We start from the raw sequence: 12,398 nt of genomic DNA, 5'->3' as shown, positions 1-12,398 counted from the left end.
CCAAAAGTCGCGTCTAGAGCAATGGGATCAACGCCTGATGATATTAAGGAGCAAACATGGATAAGGTTCAACGTGTCGTCATTGCCGGAGGCGGAACCGCAGGTTGGATTGCCGCCGCTTCCCTTTCCCGTTTACTGGGTAAAAGTTTGTCTGTTACCTTGGTAGAATCTGATGACATTGGCACCGTTGGCGTGGGCGAAGCCACCATTCCCCCCATCAGAACCTTACACAAACTGCTTGGTATCAATGAGAAAGAGTTTCTACAGCAAACCAATGCCACCTTTAAACTCGGTATTCAATTTGAAGACTGGGGGCAAATCGGCGACAGCTATATTCACTCGTTTGGCATCACAGGCAAAGAATGCTGGGCCGGTGAATTTCACCATTTCTGGCTGCGCGGCCAGCGCGAAGGAATGACCGCCGGTTTTGGCGAATACTGCGTGGAGCACGAGGCTGCCCTAGCCGGTAGATTTTCCTTGTCGCCACAGCAACCTCTCAACTTCGCCTATCACCTAGACGCCGGTAAATACGCATTATTTCTGCGCGGTATTGCCGAAAAGGCCGGCGTAAAACGGCTGGAAGGTAAAATTAACCATGTGGGTACCTGCCCGCAGACAGGTCATATTACTCACCTGATCTTGCAGTCAGGCGAGCGCATCGACGGCGATTTCTTTGTTGATTGCACGGGGTTCAAGGGCCTGCTCATCGAACAGGCTCTGCACACAGGCTATGACGACTGGTCTCATTACCTGCCGTGTGATAGCGCGTTAGCCGTGCAAACCGACGTGCACAAGGATCCGCAACCCTATACCCGCTCCATCGCTCACGATGCGGGCTGGCGCTGGCAAATTCCCTTACAACACCGCATGGGCAATGGCTTGGTATATTGTCAGCGTTACCTTGACGACCAACAGGCTGAACAACGCCTACTAGATGCTGTGGATGGACAACCTATTACATCACCACGCTTAATTCGTTTTAAGCCGGGTAAACGCCGCAAAGGATGGCACAAAAACTGTGTTGCCCTGGGCTTGGCATCGGGCTTTATCGAACCTCTGGAATCCACCAGCATTCACCTGATCATGACTGGCGTGGTGCGCTTGATGCGCCTATTCCCCTTTGAAGGCGTGACCCAAGCCGCCATCGATGAATACAATAATAAGTTAGACAGCGAAATGGCCTGTATTTTGGATTTTATCACCCTGCATTACTGTGCTACGGAACGGGATGACAGCCCCTTTTGGCGCCATTGTCAGTCCATGGAGATCCCCGATTCACTGCGCCACAAAATCCAGTTATTTAAAGACACCGGTCGGGTATTTTTAGATGATGGCGATATCTTCCGAGTGGATTCTTGGACTCAGGTCATGCTTGGTCAACGCATCAAGCCGCGCCAATATCACCGCATTGCAAATGAAATGTCGGACACCGAGTTCGAGGGATTTATGTCTGGCTTGCGTCAACAGGTTAAACACAAAGTAGAAAGCCTTGCCAAACACGGTGAGTTTCTCAACCAACTTAGAGGTTAACCTCACTGCCGGCCGGCCCCCGGTGTTACACGGGCATTCACTCTGTGCCTATTGTTTATTGGTTGTAATAAGGTTAGACATTCTGTATAAATTTTAAACGCCCGAATTATTAGCAATTACGCACAGTAAATGTTTCTTCAATCAAAGGAATGAAATATGAAGATAGCCCCGCGTTCCCTCACACTACTATGTGCAGCGGTTTTCGCGTTAAGCGCATTCGTCGCCAACGCAAACGAAAACTGGTATCAGCAACCGGCAATATCGCCAGATGGCAAAAGTATTATCTTCTCCGCGAAGGGGGATATTTATCGGGTAAGTACACAAGGGGGACAAGCCGTTCCTATCGTTTCTGACAGCAGCTGGGACGGTTATCCGGTTTGGTCACATGACGGTACAAGCATTGCGTTTGCCAGTGACAGAAACGGCAGTCTTGATGTTTATCATCTTGCGTTGCAGACCAACACGCTAACAAGGCTAACCTACCATAGCGCCAACGATTTCCCCACCGAGTTCACCCCAGACAATCAATCCGTTCACTTTAATTCAGCGCGCATGCCCTCGGTTACCTCCTCTGATTTTCCTACCCGTGCGTTAGCCCAACTGTATTCGGTGAATGTAAACGGCGGCACACCGCAAATGTTACTGACCACCTCGTCCATGCAGGGCAAAACCTCTTCGGATGATAAGCAGTTTGTGTATATGGACAACAAGGGGTATGAAAACAGTTACCGTAAACACGATGTGTCTTCCTTTGCCAGAGACATTTGGCTACTGGAAAAGAAAACCGGCGAACACAAGCAACTGACCAATTTCGCCGGTGGCGACAGCAACCCGGTGTGGGGTGAAGATGGCGTCATCTATTATCTAAGCGAAGACGAAACCAACAATTTTAATGTGTGGAAAATGGACACCAAGGGGAACAATAAGATCCGTGTTACCCAGCACCAAACCCATCCCGTGCGATCTTTATCCCGCGCGGATGAGGGTCTTCTTGCCTATGCCTGGCATGGCGATCTTTTTGTACTGCAAGATGGCAAAAAGCCGCAAAAACTCGATGTCAGCCTGCTGGCCGAGAAACACAATTTATCTCAACAAGCGCTATCGGTAAGTAACAAAGCCAATCGATTTTCCCTTTCACCTAACGGTAAAGAAGTGGCGTTTATTGCCAGAGGCGAACTGTTTGTCACCTCCATCGAATTTGGTACCACGGTTAGGCTTACCAACACCCCGGAACAAGAGCGGGGAATAAGCTGGTTTCCCGATGGACGCACCATTGCCTTTGCAGCAGAAAAGGATGGCAGCTGGGGCATTTACCAAGTGGCCATTGCTGATGAAGCGGAACCCTACTTTTTTGCTGCCACTAAATTTACTCACACCCCGCTGATTACAGATAGCCACGACGCCTTCCAGCCCCGCGTTTCCCCCGACGGAAAGTCTGTTGCCTATATTAAAAACCGCGACGAAATCAGCGTATTTCATATCGATAAAAACACATCAAATACGGTGTTTTCTGAGCAGCTAAACTACAGCTATTCAGATGGCGATATTAGCTTTGACTGGTCGCCTGATAGCCGTTGGATCGTTGCAACATACATTCCCAGAGGATTCGTATTTTATACCGACTTAGGCATAGCGCCGGCAGATGGCAGTGAATTGCCTGTGGATATTACCTTATCGGGCTACGCCGATGTGGCTCCACAATGGGGAGAAAATGGCGCCATTCAATTTGTCTCTGGTCGCTTTGGCAGAAGAAATCATGGCAGCTGGGGCAACGACTTCGACATTATGTCTGTGTTCCTTACCCAAACAGCCTACGACGACTTTTTAAAGAACAAAGAAGAGCGAACCCTGGCAGATGAACGGCAAACAGATGCCGAAAAAGAAAACAAAGACGAAGACACTGACAAAGACAGCAAAGAGAAAGCAAAAGCGGTTACTCCCATCACCATCGAGTGGGAGGATCTACAAATGCGTACTGTACGCTTAACCAAACATTCCTCTGACTTCGACGGTAATGAGGGTATGGTTTATGGTCTGACCGCTGAGGGTGACAAGCTGTATTACCTGGCTAAGTTTGAGAAGGGCTTTGACCTGTGGGTGGAAGACTTTAAAGAAAAGAGCACTAAACTGGCGGTAAAATTAAATGCAAAACACGCCTTTATGCAAATGGACAAAAAAGGCGAAAACGCGGTTATTCTTGCCGATGGTGCCCTGTACACAGTGGCGCTTTCTGGAGATCATGAGAAAAAAAGCATCGCTTACAGTGGCAGTATAAACCTTGATGAAAGCGCAGAGCGCGCCTATCTGTTTGATCATATTTGGCGCCAAACCCAAGACAAATTTTATAACCCGGATATGCACGGCATAGATTGGAAACGGATGTATGACGCCTATTACGAAAAAGCCGTAAACACTCAAAACAATTATGATTTTTCTATTATTACCAGTGAGTTGCTAGGCGAGTTAAATGCCTCGCACACAGGCACCTATTATCGCTTCATTCCCTCGCCGCCGGCTTCAACCTCCTCCCTTGGGGTGATTTATGCCGATGTGCCCACCCGTAAAGGGATCCTAATAGAAGAAATACTGCCTAAAAGCCCCCTTACGATGTTTTCAGACCTAGTGAAAGAAGGAAGCCTGCTGACTCATGTGGATGGCCAGGCTGTGAACCTCACCGCTAATGTGTATCAAAGGCTAAATGGCAAAGCCGGACAACGAACCCGGTTGACCCTTGTGACCCAAGGCAAGGTACATGAGGTGGTAGTAAAACCCACGTCGATAGGTGAAGAACAACAGGCCTTGTATGTGCGCTGGGTAGATAGCCGCCGGGCGCTGGTAGATAAAATGTCTAAAGGCACCTTAGGCTATGTGCACATTCCCCAAATGGATGATGCTGCGTACCGTACAACCTACGCAGAACTGTTTGGCCGCACCTTTGATAAAAAAGCCGTGGTGGTAGACACAAGGTTTAACCGCGGCGGCTGGCTTACCGATGATTTAGTAACCTTACTAAGTGGTAAGCAATATACATGGGAAGTGGCCGGCGGTATTAAATATAAAGGTGACTCCATGAAACGGTGGGCAAAACCCTCCATCGTGGTAATGAATGAAGGCAACTACTCTGATGGCTATTGTTTTCCTAAAGCCTACACCATGAATAACATTGGAAAAACCGTGGGCATGCCAGTACCCGGCACCTGCACCGCGGTATGGTGGGAAGCGCTTCAGACAGAAGATCTTGTGTTTGGGATCCCGCAAATGGGAGTCGCAGACATCGACGGAAACTTCTTGGAAAATAACCAATTAGAGCCGGATATCAAAGTAAAAAACACCCCTGAAGATACCAAAAATGGGAAAGATGCTCAGCTTGAAAAAGCCGTAGAAGTATTGATGCAGATGGATAGCGCGTAAAAATTGCAGATGGATAGCGTGGAAAACGCCCCGCAAAACCATTTTGGTATGAGCGGGGCGTTGACCTTCTTAGAAGTTAGTGGCTTTCACCACTACCTAACGAGTGAATTAAAACATGGATGCGAGTACTGCCACGGCCTCATCATCATCGTTGATATCTTGTTCAGACTTCCATAAGCGGGCAGTTTTCTTGAACATATCGCCAAAGGTACTTGTATCTCCAGACTTAAGCTGAGACCAGAATACAGTTTGCTCATCCGCATCATTAGTAAATACGTAGATTGCTAAACCTTTTTCATTATCTTCAATTTCAGGAATGGCCTGTTCATCATCAAACTCATCAACAGAGTAATCCCCTTCCAGGATGGCTTCACGTTTAACGGAAAGGTGATACGCTCTTACCGCAGTTCTATACTCTTTGACTAACGTGTGAATTTGTTCGTCACCCAGCATTGCCTTGCTCATCAGTCGAGAAATATCCGCATTTTGTTTCATGCTATTGCGCTCTCGCTCAATATTACGATTCAGCGAAGCAATTGAACGCTCAACCTTGCGGGTATCTATATCCAGCTTGTTTGCAGCAATGGTCTGGGCGTTTTGCAGTACTTTTTTCGCTTTCTTCTCGTCTTCTTTTGCTGCTTTAAGATCAATTTTCAGGTTTTCATAATCCACCCCAAAGCTTGCAAAAATAGGAGCCAATACCGCTTGATCGCCGCCAATGTTAGAATAAACACATCCCTCTGATTTAATCTTCAGGTAAGTAACCTCGCTCTGATCATAGCGTCGGCACCGTGATTCACTGCGATGTTTGTAGTAGCGAGTTGGTTTAACACGCTGATCCTTGCTAATTGGCAGATTGTTTGCCACCACGGCTTCAGAGAACTCGGTGTGAAACTGCTCGGTTCTCGCCTCCATCTTAGCTTCAATGGCTTTTACATATTGTTGTGCACTCTCATATGCTTGTGACTCATCGGCCACCAGACTATTAAATTGCTCTAGCTTGCTATTTAAGCTGTCGATTTGAGCCTGATACCCAGCAATCGTTGACTCTGCCTTTTCGACAACGGATGACGCCTCTGCTTGAGCTTTTCCTCGATACTGTTCCAGGTATTCTGCGTACGCGTCCCGTGAAGTAACCGCTTGGCTAAATTCACCATTTTTAAATTTAACGTCAGGAAATGGGTCTAACTGCCCTTGCTCGTTAATATCTAAACCAAAAGGAATTTTATTTTCATTTATAAATGATTTCACTTTTTCAATTGCAGAATCGGGGATCGATACCGTATACCCTGAAAACGCTTGCTCTGCATTTGTGCCTGCTTTAATTGCAAAATCTTTTTTAATGTTATCTACATTTTGACCGCATCCAGTGAGCATAAATAGTGATGCCGACAGCCCCATCAATAATGCTTTTTTCATAACTTTCCTTAAAAATAAAACACCAACAAAACAGTAATTATAACAATTAAACTTATATCAAAAAAATACCTATCGATAAATTGGTATTTTATTTAATACCTTGATGCCAACTCAGCAGAACAAACATAATCACTTGATTTATATGCGCTTAATTTTCTTTTATCGCGCTACATCACACAATACAAGGGGGATTGCACGATAAAACGCAATGAAAAAACTGAATGGCTAAACAGGGAAATAACAAGAAATCAAAGCGCTAAACATTTTCAAAGATTTTACAAAAATATAAAAAATTATTTCTTAGTCGTTATTTTTATCGAGTAATTTTGAAGTGAAAATCCATACATAAAAATAACATTTGATCAAAATAACACCAATTCAAACAGTGTTCGACAATGTAATTTTTACACCTATAAAGTTTGAAGCCTTTCACATAATTATAAAATATTTGGAATTTTATGTCGGAAAACTTTAGAAAAAAGCAATCCAATAAATAAAATAAATTTAATAAATAAAATTAGTGAATATAAAAAAGACGAAGCCACTACGAAACAAGACGTTCAACAATCGACAATATTGGTGATTTCATCGTCACTCAAAATTTAACCTAATAGAAACCGTTACACTAAGGGAAGGTATAGCGGTATGAAACTCGCGAATCGTCAGTCGAAAGACAATGATAAAATGATGAATACCAAGTAGATAATAACCCTACTTTAAAACAGGTAATTTAGCAGTGAAAAACAATTCACTAAATTTAAATTTGTTATTAATAAAAAATAAAAGAAGTTGCTATGAGTTTAATCACTAAACCCGCCTTAGAAAAAAAAGCATTTGGTTTATGGAGTGCCGTCTTTTTAGGTATTGGTTCGATGGTTGGCGCAGGTATTTTTATTGTTATTGGGGAAGCCGGTGTTATTGCCGGGAACCTCGTCACTTTCTCTTTTGCCATTGCAGCCATCATTGCACTATTTTGTGGTTACTCACTAAGTAAATTAGCTGTTCGTTACCCAAGCCGAGGAGGCATTGTTGAATATTTAACCCATGGCTACGGGGAAGGCATTTTCTCTGGGGCACTTGGAGTACTCTTTTACTTCGCGCAATTAGTGTCCATCGCCGCCGTGTGCAAATCTTTTGGCACTTATGCAGCCACCTACTTTCCCAATAGCGATAGTGATTTAGTGCTTAATATATTCGCCGTTTCTGTACTGTGTTTTTTTGTTTTTATAAATTTTATTGGTGCTTCTATAGTGGCTAAGGCCGAGAATCTCATTGTAGTGATTAAGTTATTAGCCTTGATTATTTTTACTACCATCGCGCTGTTTTACATTCAGCCCGCGCGCCTAACCTTGGTGAACTCACCAACCACGTTGCATGTTTTTTATGCTTTGGGACTTACCTTTTTTGCCTTCCAAGGATTCAGCGTCATTACTAATAGTGTTGAAGATATGAAGACCCCCGAAAAAACTATGCTAAAGGCAATGATAATAGCCATTGCGCTGGTCACTGTTTTGTACATTGCCGTTTCCCTTGCTGTGTTTGGTAATTTGTCGTTGGCAACAATTTTGGAAGATAAAGATTATGCGCTGGCCGAAGCTGTTCGCCCTGCCATGGGGGAATGGGGATTCAAATTGATCGCCATTACCGCTTTGCTTGCTACCGCATCGGCGATCAATGCCACGCTGTACGCCGCCACTCAAATTGGCTACACGTTAGCCAAAGAAGGGAACCTGCCAGAAGCCTACGAATATCATATTTTTAATAACACCGAAGGCTTACTGATTTCGGCATTGCTTATCGTGCCAATGGTTTTATTGTTCGATTTAAGTCAGATTGCAAGTATAGCGTCTGTCGCAGTATTGCTGATCCAAGGATTTACGCATACCGGCCACCTTTTTAAAATTAAACAAACGAACGCCAACCTCCCCTGCGTGATTGCCGCCGTTGTTGGATCTTTCGGCGCTGCATTTTTTGCGATTTCTTATTCTTCGCAAACCATGCCGAATATCATTTATTATATTCTTTCAATCTTCTTTATTGCATTCATGTTCGAAGTCCTCAATCGCTTGTTTACCCACAGAGTGATACAAAAGCAGATCCTTAAAAAGCCCGCAACAACCATGGACAAGAACACCTAAGCAAATTGGGGCGCAACGTGAGTGCCTGTGACGCAGACACCCATTCATGTCACTAAAACTAGGCGCTTAGGCCAATTAGATTTCATCTATAGCTCATTTACTGGTTATTATGATCAACTTAATACGACTCACGCCCCGAACCCACTCAATAAAAGAGAGATAAATGCGCAATCAAAGATTCCTGTCAAAATTGGCTGCTACGCTTCTTATCACTGCCAGTTTGGCCACCTTTTCTGCCAGCACCTTAGCCAAAAGCATCAGCATGGATGTCTTTGCTATCCCCTCAAAGCCTTTAGTGACGCTTGTGAAACAAACCAGCGACGCACTAAAAAAGGAAGGTATTGAGTCCTTTTATGAGCAGGGGTTTGAGGTACACGCTACCCTCTATTTAACTGACTTCCCTGAAGGCTCAGAAGCCGCCATCAAAAAAGCCGTTGAAAAGATTGTGGCAAACCACCAGGCGTTTCCAATAAAAGCCCAGGGTTTCACTGTTACCCCCAGTCATTGGGCGTTCATCGACCTGGAGTTATCCCCTACTCTGCAGAGGCTTGCCGACGAAGTGACACTGGCCATCGAACCTTTGCGTGATCACCAAGCCGACTTGCCTGGCTGGGTAAAACACTACCCTAATAAATTAGAAGCTTTCAAACGTTATGGCAGCCCAAATGTGTTTCAAAATTTTCAGCCACACCTAACGTTGCTGGCCAATGAACAAAGCCCTAATCTGGCCAGCGTTGAGGCAAAAATGAAAGCCTCGCCACCGCAAGCTGAAGGCAAGATCATTGGCCTTGGCATCGGTATCACCGATGAAACCGGGCAACAAAAAGAGGTCATCGCCCGTTATTATTTTAAGTAAACGAAGCACAGGGCGTTTTCTGTGCCCTGCCCATGGCGTCTCGTTGTTAAGCCCTTGTGATTATCGAAAACTAGGGGATTTCGTGTCCGCGGGCTGTTTCCAGTAATAGATACCAGTGTTCGCGAGACAAGGTCACGCGCATTGCCGCTTCACAGTGTTTTATACGTTGTAAATTGGTACTGCCAAGCACAGGTTGAATGTTAGCAGGATGGCGCATTAACCAGGCAAGTACAATTGCCTCAGGACTCGTCTCATAGTCACTGGCTAATTGGTTGACTAAGTTGGCCGTGGCTGCATCTGCGTTATTTTGGTTTTTCGCGCCAGTATAGATCCCTTGCGCTAAACAGCCCCATGCTTGAACTTGTACATTATTAAGCAAACAGTATTCAAGTGTTCCTGACCCATAGCCCGATGAGCAATTGGCCTTACTATTGGTGGTAATTCCATCTTCTAGCCAATCACGGCATGCCAAGCTCATTTCCAGTTGATTTACCACCACAGGCGTTGACAGTGCCGACTGCAAGTAGGCGATTTGGTGGCCATGCATGTTTGATACACCTACATGGGTAATTTTCCCTTGTTGTTGTAACCTCGCCAGTGTATTGGCAACTTCCTCGAGCGCCATTAGTGGGTCGGGACGATGCAGAAGTAAGATATCCAGTTGCTCGATATTTAATCGCGTCAGAATTCCTTCTACCGATCGTTCTATCCATTTCGCAGAAAAGTCATAGCGCTTGGGGCCCGACTCATCGGCAAAACGTATGCCGCATTTTGATTGAATAACCAGCTTATCCCTTAAAGACGGGTTGTCCTTTAATACCCGTCCAAACACGGTTTCCGCTTTACCAAAGGTATAAATATCTGCGTGGTCAAAAACGTTGATATCCAGTGACAGTACCTGCTCAATAACCCGATGGGCCTGTTGCACATCCTGATGTGCTACCGGTTGAGTGTTCCAGCCGCCACCTAAGCCCATGCAACCATAAATCATTCGACTTGCCTGGGGGAAATACTTCTGCATCTTACTCTCCGAATTCACGTGCATACTGAATGTTTTTTTAAGGCAAACACTAACAGCATAATGGGCAATTATTCCAATTGTAAGCAGTATATAACTGCAACCTACTGAATACGTATGAAGAGGGCGATTTCAACCCGCACAAGTGGGAGAACGCCCACCTTGGTTATTTTCACATTGACCGGTACACTACAGTTCGATTCTGTCGTTACTTTTATTGAGGAATAAACTTGTGAAAAAAGCGCTACTAGTAGCCTTAGCCGGAACACTTGTGAGTGTCGGCGTGAGTGCGCAACCGCCCGTCAAAACAAACTGCGATCTTAAGCGCAATGCCCAAAAAGCCGAGTGCCAAGCCTCAAAAGCGCCGGCCAAAACCAAAGCCCCCACAAAAATCAACCTGGTGCTTGAAACCCAAAAGCAATTGAGTCGACGAGGCTACAACCCTGGACCTCTGGATGGGTTAATGGGAAAGAAAACCCGACAAGCAATCATGGCATTTCAGCGCAAGCATGGGCAGCCGGTGACTGGCAAAGCATCAGAAAAACTGTTGCAGCAACTAGAGTCTGTGCACAAATAACCGGGTTGCTGCGGGAAAACTGACGATTTAGCGCACTGACAACAGTGCGCTATTAGTCTGGATACGTCGATAGGTAGTTCATATTTGCAAAGGCCATGATCACATCTTTAGCAAAATCGACCCTTGGGTGGCGTAACGCCCCTTTTTTCCAGACCAAATATATCCCATTTTCAGGCCCACGCTGACCAAGGGGAACGAGCTCACCATTCGCGATCCCCTCTTTACATAAATAATCCGGTAGCACCGAATACCCTACCCCGGCTTTGATAATACTGCTTATCGCGCGAATATCCGGACACACCGCCGCCACTGGCGACTCACACGATGCATTAAACACGTCAGAAAAGTAGCGACGGATCAGCGGCAACTGTTCATCATAGGTTACCACTTTGTGTTGATTTAATAGTTCAGCGGTCACTTCCCTGTTTTCCAGCAACTTGCCTTGCACTCTGTTCATCACCAAAATCAAACGTTCTTTATCTAGCAATTGATATTCGTACCTTCCTTCGGCAGGTTCTGACGCCATAATCGCAAGCTCTGCGATGTCGTTTTCTAGCAGCTGAAAAGTGTTGTTTTTGTTTCCTGTGTGAATAACCAGATTGACTTTATCTGCCTGCAGTAAGTTGGCCAGCGCAGGCCCGGCAACAACGCTTAAATACTCAGCAGGCCCCGCTAAATGCAAGGTTCCATGATCAGTTGATGCCCGACTGCGAATAGACGCCACTTTTTGCTCCAACGTATCAATGTGGCCAGCCACTTGAAGCGCTAAATCATCAGCAACGGCGGTAGGCTCAACCCCTCTTGCCTTTCTTACAAACAACTCTTTGCCGACAATATTCTCCATTGCCTGAATATGAGATGTCACAGCCGGCTGCGACATATGAAGACGCGCCGCGGCGCGCGTTATATTGCCACTACGGTACACTTCTACGAAGGTTTTTAATTGGGTTAAATAAGACATATAGGCTTACCCATCAGATTTTTGATGACTGTACTAAATTTATCTGACTTCTACAGTTTGCCCAACCCCTCTAAGATGCGCGCACTTTCTAATGCGACAAGATATGAAAATTGATCAAGCATCATCAATTTTATCGCTGGCGCGTATTATCACCCTATTACCACGTGGGCTTGTTAACCATTTCCAGGCGCAGCAAAGTGGCATCTCGGGAAGATCCTATGGGTGAGAATCGGTTTTAAGAAGAACATTTTCTTCCTTTACACTCACAAAATAATTGAGGACAGGCAAACCATGCTTAATTTTACTTTTAAAAATCGGACCGAAATTTTATTTGGCAAAGGGCAGCTAAGCGAAGTGGCTTCACGCTTGCCTAAACAAGCCAAAGTACTCTTTTTATACGGTGGTGGCTCCATTAAGAAAAACGGCATTTACGATAAAGTTAATACCGCACTTAACGACGCTGACGTCGTCGAATTCCAGGGGGTTGAA

Annotated in this window: 9 protein-coding genes; 6 read left to right on the top strand and 3 right to left on the bottom strand. The window is 45.3% G+C overall.

Going from position 1 to position 12,398, the window contains the following annotated elements; all coding sequences use genetic code 11:
* The first annotated feature begins 56 nt into the window (after positions 1-56).
* Together V5298_RS09035 and V5298_RS09030 are read left to right on the top strand one after the other, a co-directional pair.
* On the top strand, positions 57-1,529 hold the full coding sequence (locus tag V5298_RS09035; RefSeq protein ID WP_332931138.1) for a tryptophan halogenase family protein: 1,473 nt from the start codon (positions 57-59) through the stop codon (positions 1,527-1,529).
* Between the two features lie 156 nt (positions 1,530-1,685).
* Positions 1,686-4,940, top strand: coding sequence for a S41 family peptidase (locus tag V5298_RS09030; protein ID WP_332931137.1), 3,255 nt, complete (start codon positions 1,686-1,688; stop codon positions 4,938-4,940).
* Positions 4,941-5,048: 108 nt separating this feature from the next.
* Here V5298_RS09030 and V5298_RS09025 read toward each other — a convergent pair whose 3' ends face one another.
* Positions 5,049-6,359 (bottom strand): hypothetical protein, encoded by a 1,311-nt coding sequence (locus V5298_RS09025; RefSeq protein ID WP_332931136.1) that lies wholly within the window; start codon positions 6,357-6,359, stop codon positions 5,049-5,051.
* A gap of 794 nt (positions 6,360-7,153) precedes the next feature.
* On the opposite strand from V5298_RS09025, the gene V5298_RS09020 reads away from it, so the two are divergent.
* Both V5298_RS09020 and V5298_RS09015 read left to right on the top strand, forming a co-directional pair.
* Positions 7,154-8,497 carry an APC family permease gene (locus tag V5298_RS09020; protein ID WP_332931135.1) on the top strand — a complete coding sequence of 448 codons (1,344 nt, stop codon included), beginning with the start codon at positions 7,154-7,156 and terminating at the stop codon, positions 8,495-8,497.
* 163 nt (positions 8,498-8,660) lie between these two features.
* A complete protein-coding gene (locus V5298_RS09015) occupies positions 8,661-9,353 on the top strand; it encodes a 2'-5' RNA ligase family protein (RefSeq protein ID WP_332931134.1) in 693 nt (230 codons plus the stop codon).
* 70 nt (positions 9,354-9,423) lie between these two features.
* Here V5298_RS09015 and V5298_RS09010 read toward each other — a convergent pair whose 3' ends face one another.
* Complete coding sequence (locus V5298_RS09010) at positions 9,424-10,374, bottom strand: aldo/keto reductase (RefSeq protein WP_332931133.1); 951 nt, start codon at positions 10,372-10,374, stop codon at positions 9,424-9,426.
* Between the two features lie 229 nt (positions 10,375-10,603).
* On the opposite strand from V5298_RS09010, the gene V5298_RS09005 reads away from it, so the two are divergent.
* Positions 10,604-10,948, top strand: coding sequence for a peptidoglycan-binding domain-containing protein (locus V5298_RS09005; protein ID WP_332931132.1), 345 nt, complete (start codon positions 10,604-10,606; stop codon positions 10,946-10,948).
* Between the two features lie 52 nt (positions 10,949-11,000).
* Here V5298_RS09005 and V5298_RS09000 read toward each other — a convergent pair whose 3' ends face one another.
* Complete coding sequence (locus tag V5298_RS09000) at positions 11,001-11,909, bottom strand: LysR family transcriptional regulator (RefSeq protein WP_332931131.1); 909 nt, start codon at positions 11,907-11,909, stop codon at positions 11,001-11,003.
* Between the two features lie 291 nt (positions 11,910-12,200).
* Here V5298_RS09000 and V5298_RS08995 point away from each other — a divergent pair.
* The coding region (locus V5298_RS08995) for an iron-containing alcohol dehydrogenase (protein WP_332931130.1) at positions 12,201-12,398 on the top strand (198 nt) is incomplete at its 3' end.

This window comes from Alteromonas sp. 14N.309.X.WAT.G.H12 (assembly GCF_036697315.1).
Lineage (GTDB): Bacteria > Pseudomonadota > Gammaproteobacteria > Enterobacterales > Alteromonadaceae > Alteromonas.
Note: the sequence above shows the minus strand (reverse complement) of the source record. Positions and strands in the feature narration are given on the sequence as shown.